The sequence below is a fragment of the Colwellia psychrerythraea 34H genome (assembly GCF_000012325.1).
In the GTDB taxonomy this organism is placed as follows: Bacteria; Pseudomonadota; Gammaproteobacteria; order Enterobacterales; family Alteromonadaceae; genus Colwellia; species Colwellia psychrerythraea_A.
In genome coordinates, this window is record NC_003910.7 from 2633287 (window position 1) to 2649274 (window position 15988).

A 15988-nucleotide genomic window follows, 5' to 3' on the forward strand; every position below is an offset into this window, starting at 1 on the left:
GCTTTACACCATGTATATTACAAAATAGTGGCTTAAATAAGTAATGGATAACAGCATAAAATACTATCAATGAAATCTATAAACAGAATCTACCAAAAAGGCAATTATCAATAGATAATGCGAGTGCTAACCTGTATCTGTAATTTACAACTTTTATCTAGTAACAAATTTGGAGATTCTTATGGTTTATGAAAATTATACAACGTTTTATGCTAGCCAAAATCAAGCTGTCCTAACGGTCACTTTTGACTTTGGTCCTGTTAATATTCAAGGCATTTCGATGCTTGATGATCTTAATCGCTTATCAGAAACTTTAGAAGATGATCGCAGCGTTAAAGTCGTTGTATTTCAATCTGCTCATCCTGAAATTTTTGTTGCTCATGCAGACACAAACTTCCTTAAAGATATATCTACGCAGGCTATACCTAGGGAAGAAATAGAATTACTTTATTTGCAAAAGGTTTTACAGCGAGTTAGTGCGCTTCCTCAAGCAACAATCGCTAAAGTTGAAGGCTTTGCCCGTGGAGGTGGACATGAATTTATGCTGGCGTGTGATATGCGTTTTGCTGCAAGGGGTAGAGCGAAGTTTATGCAGATGGAAGCGGGTATGGGCATTTTACCTTGTGGTGGTGGTGCATCTCGTATGGCTAGACAAGTAGGTTTGGGTCGTGCGTTGGAAATAATTTTAAGTGCTCGTGATTTTGATGCAGACCAGGCTCAAGCATATGGGACTATCAACCAAGCACTCGATGCCGATAAAATTGGTCCGTATGTAGATGAGTTAGCTAATCGTATCGGTCAGTTCCCAGCCGAATCAATCGAAGCATGTAAGCGTGCGGTTTATGCATCTATTGATCTACCAATTGAAGCTGCTCTTAAAGAAGAAGCTTATTGGCTATATCAATCTATGAGTAAAACACCGGCTCAACAACGTTTTCAATATGCTGATGATAACGGTGCGCAAAATGATATGGATAATCAACGTAATTGGGACCAGTTAGTCATGGGCATTCAGGAGGTCAAATGAGTACTGAAAAGAATAAATTAGTGATTAATAGATTTCTTGAACGATTTTCGGCTAATGATGTGGAAGGTGTACTATCTCTGCTAAATAACGCTGCCATCTGGAGAGTCATGGGTCGAGAAGGTGGTTTACCTCTTTCAGGCGAAATGGACAAAATTGCTGTCGCTGATTTGATGAATACGGTCAATAATATATTCCCAAAAGGTATGACACTAACGCCTTCAGGATGGACAGCTAGCGGAGATCGCGTTGCTGCTGAGGTTGAATCCTATGGTCAAAAATCTGATGGGACTATTTACAATAACATGTACCATTTTTTGTTTGAAATTAAGGATGAACAAATCATAACTATTAGAGAGTATATGGATACATTACACGTAAAATCGGTTTTTATTGATAACTAACGTGACAAAACGCCATTGGGGGACACAATATGAATGATATCGATTTAGATGATTACAAATTGACTATGCACAATAAAACCGTACTCATTACGGGGTCAACCAATGGCGTCGGTCGGATCACGGCTGAAAAATTAGCATTACGTGGTGCAACAGTGTTGATACATGGACGTTCAATCAATAAAATTAATGATACCGTTGAAAGTATCAAAGAAACAACGGGTAATGTCCAAGTGTATGGTTATCATGCTGATCTAAGTGCGTTAGTACAGATACGACATCTTGCTGAAGAGATATTATCAGACCATCCTAAACTTGACGTATTGATCAATAATGCGGGTGTCGGACCTGGGCCCAGCGAAAAGCAATTTATGCGAACTATTGTTACCTGCACTAACGCTAACTCAAGGTCGTATCATTAATATTGCCTCGGCGGCGCAGCGACCATTGAAGTTTGATGACTTGATGATGAAAAATGCGTTTAATGCTTCATCGGCTTATGCTCAAAGTAAGCTGGCAGTGGTGATGTTCAGTACTTTTTTTGCTGAGCAGATTCGTGATGAAGGTATTACAATTAACGCACTCGACCCTGGTTCATTTCTAAATACTCGTATGGTTCAACAGGCTTATGGCGGCTCAAACAATAGTCCTGAATCAGGAGCACTTGCCCAATTGTTTCTAGCTTGTGCCCCTGAGTTAAACGGTGTGACGGGACAATATTTTACACAGCTACGTCCCGACAGAGCGAATGAACAAGCTTACAATTTAACCGCTCAAAAAAGGCTTTGGGCACTTACTAAACAACTTATTGCTATTGAGTGAGTTTAGTCAATTAACAGCAGTGCTTTTATTTTCGCTGTGTAGAACGGCCGAAATTTTAATTTATGCAGTTATAATTGAACACTTATTTGTTTAGCGATTCATCCCAATAAGGATATCTGCCATATTGTTCGGATAAATAGTCTATAAAAGCTCTTACTTTAGGCGCTAATAAACGTGAACTGGGATAAACCGCCCAGATAGCAGCATTAGAAATCAGAGGATATTCTTTAAGAATTTGAACCAGTTCCCCTGATTGTAAATGACGATAGACGCTCCATGTGGCATTCATAGCGATCCCTAAACCATCAACGCACGCATCTCGCATGGCTTCACCATTATCGGTTCTAAAATTGCCTTTTGGTTTAATATTTATATGACCTGCAGGGGTATCAAATACCCACGTTTCAAGGCCATTTAAAATTACACACTGATGATCGCGTAGATCTTGTGGCGAATTAGGCTCGCCAAATTTTTTAAGGTAATCAGGAGAGACACAAATAATACGTTTATCCGGTGATAGCTTGCGGGCTATTAATGTTGAATCTTTAAGCTCAGCATCACGAATAGCGATATCAAAACCACCTTCAACTAAGTCAACTATGTTATCTGTTAGGCGGATATCGACTTGTATGTCAGGATACAGGGATAAAAATCCCTTCATTGCTGAGACAATATGCATTCGGCCAAAGGAAGCAGGGGCCGTGATGCGTAACCTTCCTTTTGGAGAGGCTTGCCCTACACCAACAGATGCTCGAGCGGTTTCAATGCTAGAAATTACTTCTTCAGCGTGTGGGAGAAAGGTTTCACCTTCTTCTGTTAATGATACTTTTCGAGTGGTACGGTGCACCAAACGGATGCCTAGTCCTTGTTCGAGTTTGTTAATATGTGCACTTGCTACCGCAGGTGATAGCCCTAAATCATTTCCAGCTTGGCTGATGTTATTAGTGGCGGCCAGTCGTAAAAAGAGCTTTAGGTGTTCTATATTCATATCCAATCTCCTAACATTATATAGATAACCTATAAGCTGATTAAGTATAATGTCCTATTGCTATCTTTTTATATAGTAAATATCAATATATTTAGCAGTGTAGTCTGTAGCAGAAACAATTAGCTTATTCCTTTATTAATGACAGCACACGGTTGTAGATAATACTATCGGCGTTTTAACAACTTAGAAGAGCAATAATATAATAGGCTCAAATCTAGTGTTTACAATATTGTTAATGCTATGGGAAATCGGTAAGTCAATTTTCACCTCACAGATATATTTTTATTGATATCCATTAAATTTTAACTTCTGTTGTATGAAGATAAAATGGCTGAACTAACAGTGACTTTCTCCGTTTATTAATCAATGTAGAACGAGTAATAAAGATCTGTCGATTGCTCAATACCACTGACAATTTCTAACCAAAATCGATTTAAAATGAACATTCTCACCGTAAGTTCATTAATGGGTTCATATACGCCAATACCATACTTCAAATAAACTCTGTTGCCGACATAACCACTAACCGTTGCTTGAATTTGATCGCCTTCACCTTCAGTATCCACTGCGATATTACTAATCAGTGGTATTTTTTCGATTTGGTCAAATAATCCAGCGCTATTGGTAGCCCCAAAGCCGACCAACAAACTGGCTGCAACGGTGCTTTTTTCTGCCCCTGCATCTAAGCCTCTTCCTCTGACTAGATAAGATAAAATTTCAGGCATTTCCATTGTCGGGGTTGAGAAAAGTTCCATATTTAATGTATTGGCTAATCCGGTTACCCGAATGCCGACATCAATATCTTCAGATTTAATATGTCTACTTGCACGGAGATTAAAGTAAGGATTATCCATTGGTCCGTTGAAGGTGAACTCTCCCTTTTCTATTTTAAGTTTTTGCCCGTATGCTTGAAAAGTACCATCAGACGATTGTATATTGCCAAATAACTGGAATGGGTTTTTCTCTTGTTGGCTAATTTTCAATTGGCCAGATAAATGGCTTGATAATCCTTGTCCGGATACTTCAAAAGCGGGTTTTATATTTACGCTAATGTCGGTTTTTATATCAAAACCAGAAGTTTCTTTAACAACAGCTTTGCCATATTGGTCAAGAATGATGACATCATCACTCAATGAAACGCTGCTTTGAGGTAGTTTCTCGATATTAAACGTGCCGTCTACCACGTCAATATTGCCACTTATGGTTAATGCTTTTTCTACCAGTGAAAAATTCAACGTGGGCGAAATGCTCATCACTAATTGTGGAGGGAAAACTAACGGCAACGCGTAGCCTGTTAAATCTAAGTTCATCGACAAACTGTTTTGCCATGACATATTTCCTTGTACTTTTGCCAGTTTATCGGCGAGATAAAAGTCAGCGTCCATTGTCGCTTGATTATTATTAATCATGACTGAAGAGGATATGTTTTCTAAGGTATTGGCATTTTGCAGCAATCGAAATTTACCTTTAGTTAATGCTATGTCACCATTAAACAAAGGAGAGCCGAGAGTGCCATCAACGGATATATCCGCTGTTACTTTACCTTCTAAAGTAATTACATCTGTTAAAATGCCTTGGAAAGGTAATAAGTTTATTTGATTTAATGATATTTGTGCATTTACCGTGGAATCAGTAAAAGAATAGTCGGCTTTAGGGTTACTCACTAAGTTATTATCAGTAAAACTATCATCAATAAAGTCAATGCTTGAAGTGATATCTACCAAGGGAAGGTTATTAGTCGCTATTAGCGCTAACTTGCTCGTTAATTGCTTTTCATCAACAGTCAAAGCAAACAAACCTTGCGACCACTGTGACAGCACATGCTCGCCAAAATCATCACTCACTTTTAAATAACCCGGCGACATCGTAAAGCGCGCCTTTGCTGAGATAGCTTGCTGGGTAGACCAATTTATCTGAATATCACCGTCAATTTCACTAATGATCTCAGTGTCTTTAGGTAAAAATAATTCGTCAATGACAGCAAGGTCAATATTCATTTTAAGGGCAACATCACCAACATTACCGAGATTCACTTGATGGGGCAAACAAAGACCAAACCCTTCACCTTGCCAGCAATGACTCGCTACCATGCTTTCTTGTTTGGCTAAATCGACATTAACATCGAAGTCTTTATTATTTTTAAGGGTAATATTCTTATAGGTTAATGCACTTTGCTCAATAGTACTCTGCCATAAAGTAAATTCATCATCCCAATGACCAGACAGGGCAAGTTTGCCAGCAAAATCACCTAACCACTGAGCGTTTATTTGATGATTACTCGCGTTGCCTGTTATATCAAATAGGATATTTTTAATGCGATAACGCGTAGATTCGTTCACCCAATCCAAATAGTCATTCTTTACTGTTAATTGAATGTCGTGACCACTCATTGGTTGATAGTTCGCCTTAATAGCTAACGAATCACTATACCATTGTTGCCAATTTAACTGGTTTAATTGACTTTGTAGGTTAACAGTAGGATTGTCTTGCGCTCCGGTAACTGAAAAATCACTGGTAAAACTGCCGTGTATCTCTTGATGCCATTGATTAATATTATCTACTGTTAACTTTCCTTTAATATCCCAAAAGTCACTATCCGAGGCTTGCAGTGTTAAGGCACTATTATTGAAGTCGATCAGCAGTTTACCTGGTTGTAGATTACCTAATTGATTTAAACCAATATCTGCTTTTATCGTTAGGTCTAGTGCATTTATATTTCCTGAAATGTCGGTATCGCTTAGCGAGACAGACCATGCTTTTTTTGACCATGCACCATGACTGTTGATGCTTCCTTGCAATCTACCGGTAATTAAATCAGGCAGTGTTTTTGTTAACATCGCAACTTGTTCTTCACTGGTGCCTAACTCTGATAGCGCCGGTATGTTTATTTCGGGCAAGGTAAAACCGGTTGATTGAGCAGATAACTGCCAACTAATATCGTCAGCTAATAAGCCTATATCACCCGTTAAATATACTTGGCTTTCTGAGTCTTCATCGTTAAAAATAAACTGGTCAATAGTAGCGCGGTTTTTCTGATAACTGGCTTTGAGTTTCAGCTGTGCATTATTATAGCCATAACCTTTAATCTGACTGGCTAAATCCATCGTTTGTTGTTTTACATCGCCTGAGAGAGATAACAATAATGAGGAATACTCACCATACTCAGTTAATGATAAAGGCGTTGGAATTTGTTGAGCGTCTATGGTTAGGTTAAAGGGCATGGCTTCATCAATGAAGTTAATTTTACCTTGGCTTTTAAGCGCTAAGTTACCTTCGCTGATCACATCAAATGTTAAATCTTCAAATGAGCCTTGTATTGATAATTGTTGAGTACTGTCATCAATTTCTGACCACCATGCCACCTTGTGTAGTTGGCTTTCTAAGTGAGTTGTAAGCTGGTAGGGAGGTAGTAGCTTTGCCTCAGCAGTTAATTGGTTGATAGAGAACGCTGATGTGGTGGTTTTAAATTGGCTGATACTGACATCGGTATTAATCCAAGTAGCGCTTAGATGATTATTGTTTGAAAGCCACAGTGAATTTCTTGCTTGGTGATTGTCTATTGAAGTAGCTTGAGCATGTTCTGGCTGAGCCTTAGTGTTAACAGTCAAAGTGTCTACAGCCAAACTATCGAGTTGTAATTGCTCAATGTTCAGCGCAATAGGCAGGTTAATTTCTGGTAACTTAGTAAAAGTATTATTGACTAACGAAGTTGTGCTCTGGTTGTTAACAGGCGTTGTTTGTTCTTCTCCAACGAGTAATAACGTCAACTGCTTTGCTCTGGGTTGTAAGAAGTTAAACTCACTTTTACTGATCGACAATTGTGTAATAAATTGCTCAATTGTGATCTCGGTATCATTGATAACTATCAGACTTTTTTTAAGCTCAACTGAATCAGCGTTAATTGAAAAGGGCATTACAAAAAGTTGAGATGCGGTATTATTTACTGATGAAACTTGCTCATCACCCTCATCGTCAGACAAGTAACGTAAAGAGAAATAGTCAGCTTTTGCTGATTTAATACATAAGGTTTTATTCCAGACACAAGCAAAGTTAATCTCAGTTGATAAGCCATTTACCCTAATATCAAGATTTGCTAACTGCAACTGAAATGAGTTTAATCGTACATCTCGAACTAAAGCTCCGCTGTTATAGTCAAAGGTAACACCATCAAAATTATTGAGTAATGTTAAGGTGATATTTGTGCCCCAAGGAGTCGTAACGAGTACGGTGATAAAGCAAAGTGATATTGCCAAATACTTAGATACAACCAAACTAATTCTGCGCCACATCATAATTCAGCACCTAAACTAATATGAACTCGCCAGCCTTTTTCATCATCATCAATGCCGTAGGCAAAATCAAATTTAACTGCACCAACGGGAGATAGGTAATGTAAACCTGTGCCAAATGAATAGACCGGATTAAATTCACCTTTATTTGCCACACTGCCGCCATCAGAAAATAATGCCACACGCCATTTATTGGTTAGATAATATTGATACTCAATGCTTGCTACCATCAACCGCGTACCGCCAACGACTACTTGAACAGAGTTTTCAGGGTCAGATGATGAAGGCACGGTAGAACCAATGGACTGATAAGCAAAGCCACGAATACTTTGGTCTCCACCGGCATAAAATCGTAATGAAGGGGCTAATTCGGCGTCTCTATCAATATAGATAGCCCCTAATTCCGCGCGGGTCACTAAACGGTGTTTTGGTTTTAATGTGGTAATGTAATTCCAACGTCCGTGTATTCTAAAAAAACTATTGTCAGAGCCTGCTTTTAAATGTGCTCCTTCTATATTATATATTTGTCTAAAGCCTGAACTTGGATCCAAAGCCGAGCCACCTCGAATAGTTCTAGACCAAATAATACCGGGAATAATGTATTGCACGTTATCTTCTTTAGACCAATCAATATTAGGTTCAACTTCGTCTAAATTATAACGCCAAGCTTCCTGATGCAGTCGGGTATAAAATTGTCTATTCCAGTTGTCTTTACTGAGCACCCGACCGATTTGAGCAGAATAAAACTTAGATTTTAAATCAGGATATTCATCATTTTCAACCGTCACTTTAACTTGTAGAAGGTCTTCAGTCGGATGACCTAACGGAATACTGTAAATAAAGTTACCAGTAGGATTTTTAGGAGAGTACTCAATTTTTGTTTCTTGAAAGTGGCCATATTTATTTATAAGCGGTGTGCGCCAGCCAACGGAAAGACGAAACTTAGTATCGGTGGCATAACCGACACCAAAATCAAATTGATGACTTTTTGCTGGTGTCAGTGTCACATTGATAGGAATGCTGTAATTATCATTTACTTTGTCTTCAATTTTCTGAGCGGGAACCGCCTGTACATTACCGAAATACTGCGTAGATTGAAGCTGTTGCTGCAATTTATGAAAATCATGGGTGTTATAAAAATCGCCTTTTTTAAAAGGGATCATACTGGTTAATAATTGTGGTTTAAGATCAAAGTCATTGAAATTTACTTCACCAAAGCGATATCTAGGACCACTATTATAAGTAATGGTGATGTTTGCATAATGATAACCTTGTTTTATTGTTATATTACTATCGACTAAACTGCCGTCGAAATAACCTCGTTGTAGTGCCAAGGACAATAAGTCAGATTTTACAGTTTCATATTTACCATGATGAAGTTTATCGCCATGGTGAATGTCAATATCATTTAGTAAGGCAATAAAAGCCGGATCGTTTTGTGCAGCGCCAGTTATGTTGATGTTGATATTATCGAGCAAAGTTGGTTCGTTTAATGTGATGATAAGGATCAGTTTCCACGGATCTTTTTCAACTACAACACGAATGTCAGCTTGGTAATAACCTAACGAATTTAATGCTTTGAAGGCATTATCTTTGGCAGAATAGATAAAGGCAGAGCGTTCTAAATCAGATGTTGGCAAAGTACCTAAATATGAATGGATGTTTTTTTCAACAGCCTTTGATAGTTCGCCATCAAGTGTCACCTTTAAATTGCTTGCAAGAGCGACGTTGGTGAAAAATAGGAACAAGAACGATACTACTAACATTTTGATTTTTAGATTAAAAATCTTTGATAGCGTCTTGAGGTAATGTGGAATGTTCAAAACCATTAAGTAGATATTATTCCTGAAGAATTTGTTACTGTTAGAATGGCAAATATTACGCTATAAATAGCATTGTGACTACGAGTATTAGCAAACACTCGGTGGCGTCATGCGGTGTTTTTAAAGGGGTAACTCAAACCAAATTTACCTAAAAAGTCTCTAATACCAAGTTGATTAAGTTCTCTCCCACTCAGCGAGAAATAAAAGGCTTAGAGGCAAGACATTGATTGAAGAGAATGGTTATTCAGGAGAATATGCTCCTGCATTCTCTAATAAGCTGCATCCATGCAGCGTCCTTGTCAAAATCAATAACGCTGCATGTAAGCCTTTTAAACTCGCCCTTGGGAGCTTGTTCTATGCCCATTAACATCGTTAAATTCATTTGATTTAGAATGACTAGACCTAAACAAATTCGCCTTGTTATTGAACATCTAACATAGCTCTGAGTTGGGAAGAAATTTAATCAAATTGGTATAAAGTGATTGACGAACAATAAATAACTTTATAACTTCGTGGTAATTAGCTTTTTCATGACCTAAAAATACTTTGGGGGATGTATTGAAAAGATACAACAAGTGAAAAGCTAAAAATCAAATTGCAGATAGACAGTATTGTAATTACTACCACCTTTAATACGACCAAACTGCGAAGCCGATTCAAATATAGAAGAACGATGGTGAATACCATAGCCAAGCCACGTACCTTTTAATGCATTAGCATTGAAAATATCACCCAAATTTATATCTATAGAAAAATCTATCGCATTCATGAGCTTACTTGGGCTATAGCCTTTTTCTTCCATCTCGGTTCTCTCAATATAAGTCACATCAGAAATATATGAAATTCCTTCGGCAAACCCTAAGCGCCATCGAACAGGCCAATGAATGGTGTAATAAGCTTTGATGCCGAGTTGATATTCTTGTTCACTATCTTGTACATCTGATCTCCAGTGCCAAGCCAATCCTGTGATTAGATACAACTCAATGGGTAAACTAAATAATTCATCCGTTAGCGGTACGCCATAGAAAACTGAAGTGAGTTGATTGTTGAATTCGTCTTTTTCAGTGTCACCGGCGAGAATTTCGCCAATATTAGAAGGGGTTGCCCAGCCATGAGCAACGCGCAGGTAGCTACCATTATTGAGGGAGCTTTTTCTACTTTTTGTTTTATCATTAAAAAATGCAATACCAAGGTAAGCTTCACTTTGCCAGCGTTTATCAACAATAGCACTTTGATAAGCGTTATTATCTAATCCGGTTAGGCCGAGTGAACCAATGAAGTATAAGTTTGAAATTACATGGTATCTTGATTCAATGGTTGCATTTACATCAATACCCGCACCAATGCGTTCATCTGTTAATTCATTCAAGGCATAATAATAACTATTAAACTCAGCACTTTTATACCGCGCTGATATTTTTGGCATAAATTCCCAGCTATCGTTTTGAAAGTACCAGCTACTGATGAAATTAGCATACGGTTTACCATCAAGATCACTCAATATTTCCACATCAAAATGATGGCTGTCACTTATGTTTTTACGCCATTGAAAACCAAAATCAAAGGTATCTGCTTGTGTTTCATTTTGGTATTCAGTAGGAATATCGACAAAGCGCAGACGACCAAGGGCATTTAGTTCCCAGTCAGCTTTTTTTAACAAGTGACCGCCACCTTCGATGCCGCGTAAGAAAAAAGTATCACCTTCATAAAACATCATAGGTACGATACTGTTAACCTTATCATCCTCGGCATCAAATGGGATGCTAGCACTCCTGACGAGAAGACCTAAACCCCAGGGTTTTTCTTCAGAATTAGGTTTAGCGATTGCATTTATACTGAATGACAATACTATTAATGAGACGATTAAGCGCATAATTACTTCTCTAAAATCAATGGGGTTAACATCATTTATGTTAGCAGTATAGTGACAACCCGTGGGAATTAATGTGAGGTAAATAACAGTATCACTCGCTATCTCATATTCTATTTAAGCTTTTTAAGATAGGGGTGCTAAATTTAGCCAACAGGGATTAATTAACAAACTTTAGCTCGATAGGGACAAAATCATTTAACTCGGAGTAATAATGTCGTTGATCTCAAATACACCTAAACCGCCATACTTTGCCGTAATCTTCACGTCTACAAGGACTGAAGGTGATAATGGGTATGGTGAAATGGCCAACAGAATGGTTGAATTAGCACAGCAGCAATCAGGATTTTTGGGCATTGAATCAGCCAGAGAAGAGCTTGGTATCACTGTTTCTTATTGGACAGACCTCGACTCTATTAAAAACTGGAAGGCGAACGTGGAACATTTAGAAGCTCAAAAAACGGGTCGTAAGTCTTGGTATGATTCGTTTAAAGTGCGAATTTCAAAAGTAGAACGCGATTACGGTAACTAATACTATTGGTATAAGTCTATAACTATTATATTTTTGTTTAAAAGTTCTCAACAATATTTTAAACTGATTTAATACAAAGAGTTGTTCACGTAAAACTACGCATATCTGATAACCCGCAATAGTTGTCTATTTAAGTGTTCGTGACCTTTATCAGGAGTATCTTCACATTAAACCTCTATGGATAGTCATATTTATCACTGTGCTTATTTGGTCGGGAATATCTCCTAAAGATCAGTTCACTTGGTTTCTTGAAGTGTTTCCTGCATTAATCGGGGCTGCTTTATTAACAGTTACATACCGCTCGTTCCGCCTTACTTCGATGCTATATTTCTTCATCTTATTACATTGCATTGTGTTAATGATTGGCGGTCATTACACCTATGCTGAAGTACCTTTTTTTGATGGTTTATTCGGTGCAGAGCGCAATAACTACGACAAAGTGGGACACTTTTTTCAAGGCTTTGTTCCTGCACTTTTAGCGAGAGAAATTTTAATCCGTAAAAATGTTGTCAACGGTAACGTTTGGCGAAATGTTATTATTGTTTCTATCTGCTTAGCATTCAGTGCTTTTTATGAGTTAATTGAATGGTGGGTTGCGTTAATGTCTGGTGAAGATGCAGAAGCCTTTTTAGGAACACAAGGTTATGTATGGGATACACAGTCAGATATGGGGTTGGCCTTGTTAGGTGCAATTTGTTCTTTAATGGTCTTATCAAAAATTCATAATCACCAAATACAAAAAGTCACTAGTAATTAAATCGAGACTGCTAGTAGTGGCATAGCTCTGTCTCAGTTATGCTGTGTTCCTAAGTTTGCTCTCAATTTTAGTCCTTTATTAAACCTGTAAGCTTAAGGAATTATTCAAATGCCTCATGTAGAAATTAAATATTCAGATAATGTAGAGTTCGATACGAACAAAGTTTTTGACGCGATAGAAGCGGTCATTACAAAGCACGATGTAAGTGCAGGGGAATGCAAATCAAGAGCCTACCCATGCTCTCAATATAAATACGCACACATACTTGTTACCGTTTCGTTATTACCTAAACCGCATCGAGACAAAAGGTTTACCCAAAAGTTAAGCAGTGAAATAGAAGCGGCAGTAAAAGCGCACTTAAAACAAAGCTTATATTTTTCGTTAAACATTGAATACAGTTTAAATTACTATACTACCAACATTCATAGCGTTGAAGGAGATAACCTGCAGAGAATGGACGACAGGTAAAAAGTTAACTATAACTCCGGACATTATCAGCCTTTTAAAGGGCGTTATACCCCAACACGGATGAGCACATGTATCTTTTATTGACAGTTATCGTTTCAAGCTTAATTGCTGGTTTGGCTATGCCTTTAGGGGCTGCCATTGCACATTTTGAAAGTATCAAAGAAAAATGGATTGAGGAAGAGTTTAGACACAGTGTTATGGCATTTGGGGGTGGGGCGTTATTGTCAGCTGTTGCGCTAGTGCTAGTGCCTGAAGGCATGGCTGTTCTAGAACCGCTGTCGGTATGTTTTTGGTTTATAGTCGGTGGGCTCAGTTTTATGTCCCTTGATATTTACCTAAAGAAAATAGATACCCCAGCGAGTCAACTTGCTGCAATGCTGTCTGATTTTATTCCAGAATCAATCGCCTTAGGGGCAGCATTTGCGACGGGAGAAAGTACCGCTTTTCTACTTGCAGGTTTAATTGCATTACAAAATTTACCAGAAGGGTTTAGTGCCTATCGTGAGTTGAACGGGACTTCCGTTTATAAACCGAAAAAAATTATCATCATGTTTACGTTAATGGCTTTACTTGGCCCAATCTCTGGCGTTTCTGGTTATTTATGGTTATCTGATTACCCAGAAATTATCGCAGCGATTATGCTATTTGCCTCAGGCGGTATTCTCTATTCAATATTCCAAGACATAGCCCCTCAAGTAAAACTAGAAAAACACTGGGCTCCACCAATGGGCGCTGTACTAGGTTTTGTTCTTGGTATGCTTGGTTTCATGTTTACAGCATAAAGCACTATTTTTAGCCTTGATGGTACTTCGTCACTTAACAATAATAACAGGATTAACAGATGTCTGAAGTCACTATTTATTACCTTGAAATGAACACACTAACTGAATTAAACCCTAAGCTCGAGTCCAGAGGTTTGACTGTTACACAGGTTGAAATTAAAAATTTCCGCTTCAACCGTTTTCTTTATCAGTATGTTGGAGAGCCATGGGAATGGACTGATAAACTTACCCACAGTGATGAATCATGGAAAACTTATGCTGAAAGTCCAATGGTCAGTACTTATGTGGCTTATTATCGAGGCGCTATTGCAGGTTATTTTGAACTACAAAATACTTCATCAGGTGATGTAGAAATTATGTACTTTGGCTTGGCACCAGATTTTATCGGTAAAGGCTTCGGCGGCTATCTTCTGACTTGTGCCATTAAATCAGCATGGTCTCTGCCTGATGCAAAACGTGTTTGGTTGCATACCTGTAGCCTTGACCACCTAAGTGCTTTACAAAATTACAAAGCGCGCGGTTTTAAAATCTACAAAGAAGAGGTGGAACAAGGTTAGCCTGTGACATAGGGTGCGATGGTAATCACTTTGAGGATATATCTAATGTTTAATCTTCCTATGAAAGGCTGTTAAGTGCCATTGTGGACATTAAGCTTTAATTTTTCTCATATTTTATAATGCATCCTATCGTCAAATTACTGAGAAGACTCAGTAATATTTATGCTTTTCTATTAACAAAGTAAAAAATAATAGAATAAGGGTTTGAAATTAAAGGATATTGAGTTATTTTATTCAACATTAAAGTAGATGATGATTACTGATACGTCTACATAATAAATTGTTATGTTTTATTCAAATATGGACGTTAAATCAAATGAAAGATGATCAATTTAAAGCATGGGAATCAACGCGAACAAAAGGAAAATTAAATTTTGTTCTATTTACTGGTGTCTTATCATGGGGCTTACCAATGTTTATTTTAATGGCTTTCATGAACAAACCTTTTGCTGATGGCTTCACATCGAAATCCGCCATTATTCATTATATAGTTTGGCCATTAACTGGAGTGCTGTTTGGTGTGCTGACTTGGTATATGTCGGAACGAAAGTATAAAAAAGAACTAGTTAGTCGTAATAATAAATAACAAGAACTTCAAACGGTAAAAATACAGTTGGCTGTTTTCACTCCGTTCTACATTTTAGCCAACTATATTTTTCCGCTTAAGTAGGCGTGATGTGTTTAGGATTATTCACTGTAAATTCACGGATGAGGAGTCAAAAATGAGATTCAACAACAAACTCAATCGAGCCCAACTTGGTGCTTTAACCTTATGTTTAAGTACTTCACTTGGTATGTCTATTTTCGTTGGTAATTCATCGATTTTCATAGGGTTCATGCTTGGTACAATTACCATCAGTGTTTATGTCATTATTGTCTTTGGAAGGTGGAGTGCAAAAAACACACAACAAGCAAATTAATCAGGACAAATAACAGTTGGTTTTTTCTCCTTCGTCGTTAATTTTAACCAACTATTAATCAGCCCCTTATCTGGGCGTTACATTTTTAAAGGACTATCAATGAAATATTTAGGATTGATATCAATAATTTTTCTGGCTGGTTGTCAGTCAATACCATCATTTTGTGAGAGTGAGCCTGATTCAAATTTATGTAATCAAAAAACTTATCAGTATAATACCGATCAAGCACTCGAAGAGTTTGCATCTAGAAAATCAAACAAAGCTTTTGCTCTAGGTCAGACATCTGATGGTTCGGAGTTTTATGGTTACGGAGAAGGTTATAGCTCAACATACAAAGCAAAAGCAGCAGCTCTTGAAGCGTGTCAAACAAGACTAGATAAACATGGTGTTGAAGGTAAATGTGAGTTAATTCGTTAACCAAATATAACAATGCCTTAAGTTGCTAAATACAATGGAGTCCGCATGAAATATCTAGCGCTAATATTTATACTCATCCTACTTTCAGGTTGCTCTTCTAGATCTCTTAGTGAGCAAATAGTTGAGCGTGCCCTTGAACACGCTACGGGAAATGATATCAGTTACAATGGTGCAAGCTGCGCAGACATTAAGCGTAATTGTTCCGGTGGTAATTATGAAGAATGGTATCAAAAAGACGGAAAACTAGCTTGTGCATGTAACAACTAGCATATAAAAAAGCACTGTGATGTTATTGGCTACGACAATAAAAGCTTAACGCAGTACTCAAAAGGAGTCAT

Annotated in this window: 15 protein-coding genes and 1 pseudogene; 12 read left to right on the forward strand and 4 right to left on the reverse strand. The window is 37.8% G+C overall.

Annotation, left to right across the window (positions count from 1 at the left end; genetic code table 11):
* Positions 1-181: 181 nt before the first annotated feature.
* From CPS_RS11260 to CPS_RS24110, 3 genes and pseudogenes are all read left to right on the forward strand, one after another.
* The gene (locus tag CPS_RS11260) at positions 182-1027 is read left to right on the forward strand and encodes an enoyl-CoA hydratase/isomerase family protein (protein WP_011043338.1); all 846 of its coding nucleotides are present in this window, start codon (positions 182-184) and stop codon (positions 1025-1027) included.
* Entirely contained in the window at positions 1024-1428 is a 405-nt protein-coding gene (locus CPS_RS11265) for a nuclear transport factor 2 family protein (protein ID WP_011043339.1), read from the forward strand. The genes CPS_RS11260 and CPS_RS11265 overlap by 4 nt, the downstream gene beginning before the upstream one ends.
* A gap of 65 nt (positions 1429-1493) precedes the next feature.
* Positions 1494-2247, forward strand: a pseudogene (locus CPS_RS24110) (SDR family NAD(P)-dependent oxidoreductase).
* A gap of 82 nt (positions 2248-2329) precedes the next feature.
* Here the strand turns inward: CPS_RS24110 and CPS_RS11275 are convergent.
* The 4 genes from CPS_RS11275 to CPS_RS11290 all read right to left on the reverse strand — a co-directional run bounded on the left by CPS_RS11275 (position 2330) and on the right by CPS_RS11290 (position 11220).
* A complete protein-coding gene (locus tag CPS_RS11275) occupies positions 2330-3235 on the reverse strand; it encodes a LysR family transcriptional regulator (RefSeq protein ID WP_011043340.1) in 906 nt (301 codons plus the stop codon).
* A 359-nt stretch (positions 3236-3594) separates the two neighbouring features.
* Positions 3595-7527: a translocation/assembly module TamB domain-containing protein gene (locus CPS_RS11280; protein WP_011043341.1), complete on the reverse strand. Its 3933-nt coding sequence runs from the start codon at positions 7525-7527 to the stop codon at positions 3595-3597.
* Positions 7524-9290 carry an autotransporter assembly complex protein TamA gene (locus tag CPS_RS11285; protein ID WP_041736938.1) on the reverse strand — a complete coding sequence of 589 codons (1767 nt, stop codon included), beginning with the start codon at positions 9288-9290 and terminating at the stop codon, positions 7524-7526. Before CPS_RS11285 ends, CPS_RS11280 begins: the two co-directional genes overlap by 4 nt.
* 640 nt (positions 9291-9930) lie before the next feature.
* On the reverse strand, positions 9931-11220 hold the full coding sequence (locus CPS_RS11290) for a MipA/OmpV family protein (protein ID WP_011043344.1): 1290 nt from the start codon (positions 11218-11220) through the stop codon (positions 9931-9933).
* Between the two features lie 211 nt (positions 11221-11431).
* On the opposite strand from CPS_RS11290, the gene CPS_RS11295 reads away from it, so the two are divergent.
* From CPS_RS11295 to CPS_RS11335, 9 genes are all read left to right on the forward strand, one after another.
* Positions 11432-11749 carry an antibiotic biosynthesis monooxygenase family protein gene (locus CPS_RS11295; RefSeq protein WP_011043345.1) on the forward strand — a complete coding sequence of 106 codons (318 nt, stop codon included), beginning with the start codon at positions 11432-11434 and terminating at the stop codon, positions 11747-11749.
* A 166-nt stretch (positions 11750-11915) separates the two neighbouring features.
* Positions 11916-12506 carry a DUF2238 domain-containing protein gene (locus CPS_RS11300; RefSeq protein ID WP_041736939.1) on the forward strand — a complete coding sequence of 197 codons (591 nt, stop codon included), beginning with the start codon at positions 11916-11918 and terminating at the stop codon, positions 12504-12506.
* Between the two features lie 108 nt (positions 12507-12614).
* A complete protein-coding gene (locus CPS_RS11305; protein ID WP_011043347.1) occupies positions 12615-12974 on the forward strand; it encodes a hypothetical protein in 360 nt (119 codons plus the stop codon).
* 68 nt (positions 12975-13042) lie between these two features.
* Positions 13043-13756, forward strand: coding sequence for a ZIP family metal transporter (locus CPS_RS11310; RefSeq protein WP_011043348.1), 714 nt, complete (start codon positions 13043-13045; stop codon positions 13754-13756).
* A 59-nt stretch (positions 13757-13815) separates the two neighbouring features.
* On the forward strand, positions 13816-14313 hold the full coding sequence (locus CPS_RS11315; protein ID WP_011043349.1) for a GNAT family N-acetyltransferase: 498 nt from the start codon (positions 13816-13818) through the stop codon (positions 14311-14313).
* A gap of 316 nt (positions 14314-14629) precedes the next feature.
* Positions 14630-14899, forward strand: coding sequence for a hypothetical protein (locus tag CPS_RS11320; protein ID WP_138140271.1), 270 nt, complete (start codon positions 14630-14632; stop codon positions 14897-14899).
* Between the two features lie 136 nt (positions 14900-15035).
* Positions 15036-15233, forward strand: a complete 198-nt coding sequence (locus CPS_RS11325) for a hypothetical protein (RefSeq protein WP_041736941.1) — start codon at positions 15036-15038, stop codon at positions 15231-15233.
* Between the two features lie 99 nt (positions 15234-15332).
* Positions 15333-15650, forward strand: a complete 318-nt coding sequence (locus CPS_RS11330; RefSeq protein ID WP_011043351.1) for a hypothetical protein — start codon at positions 15333-15335, stop codon at positions 15648-15650.
* 45 nt (positions 15651-15695) lie between these two features.
* Positions 15696-15917, forward strand: coding sequence for a hypothetical protein (locus tag CPS_RS11335; RefSeq protein ID WP_011043352.1), 222 nt, complete (start codon positions 15696-15698; stop codon positions 15915-15917).
* The last annotated feature ends 71 nt before the right edge of the window (positions 15918-15988 follow it).

Excerpts from the sequence above, each read along its gene's own strand:
- CPS_RS11285 (WP_041736938.1), bottom strand. The coding sequence starts at position 9,290 with ATGTTAGTAGTATCGTTCTTGTTCCTATTTTTCACCAACGTCGCTCTT.
- CPS_RS11275 (WP_011043340.1), bottom strand. The coding sequence starts at position 3,235 with ATGAATATAGAACACCTAAAGCTCTTTTTACGACTGGCCGCCACTAAT.
- CPS_RS11280 (WP_011043341.1), bottom strand. The coding sequence starts at position 7,527 with ATGATGTGGCGCAGAATTAGTTTGGTTGTATCTAAGTATTTGGCAATA.
- CPS_RS11315 (WP_011043349.1), top strand. The coding sequence starts at position 13,816 with ATGTCTGAAGTCACTATTTATTACCTTGAAATGAACACACTAACTGAA.
- CPS_RS11305 (WP_011043347.1), top strand. The coding sequence starts at position 12,615 with ATGCCTCATGTAGAAATTAAATATTCAGATAATGTAGAGTTCGATACG.
- CPS_RS11335 (WP_011043352.1), top strand. The coding sequence starts at position 15,696 with ATGAAATATCTAGCGCTAATATTTATACTCATCCTACTTTCAGGTTGC.
- CPS_RS11320 (WP_138140271.1), top strand. The coding sequence starts at position 14,630 with ATGAAAGATGATCAATTTAAAGCATGGGAATCAACGCGAACAAAAGGA.
- CPS_RS11260 (WP_011043338.1), top strand. The coding sequence starts at position 182 with ATGGTTTATGAAAATTATACAACGTTTTATGCTAGCCAAAATCAAGCT.
- CPS_RS11290 (WP_011043344.1), bottom strand. The coding sequence starts at position 11,220 with ATGCGCTTAATCGTCTCATTAATAGTATTGTCATTCAGTATAAATGCA.
- CPS_RS11330 (WP_011043351.1), top strand. The coding sequence starts at position 15,333 with ATGAAATATTTAGGATTGATATCAATAATTTTTCTGGCTGGTTGTCAG.
- CPS_RS11325 (WP_041736941.1), top strand. The coding sequence starts at position 15,036 with ATGAGATTCAACAACAAACTCAATCGAGCCCAACTTGGTGCTTTAACC.
- CPS_RS11265 (WP_011043339.1), top strand. The coding sequence starts at position 1,024 with ATGAGTACTGAAAAGAATAAATTAGTGATTAATAGATTTCTTGAACGA.
- CPS_RS11310 (WP_011043348.1), top strand. The coding sequence starts at position 13,043 with ATGTATCTTTTATTGACAGTTATCGTTTCAAGCTTAATTGCTGGTTTG.
- CPS_RS11295 (WP_011043345.1), top strand. The coding sequence starts at position 11,432 with ATGTCGTTGATCTCAAATACACCTAAACCGCCATACTTTGCCGTAATC.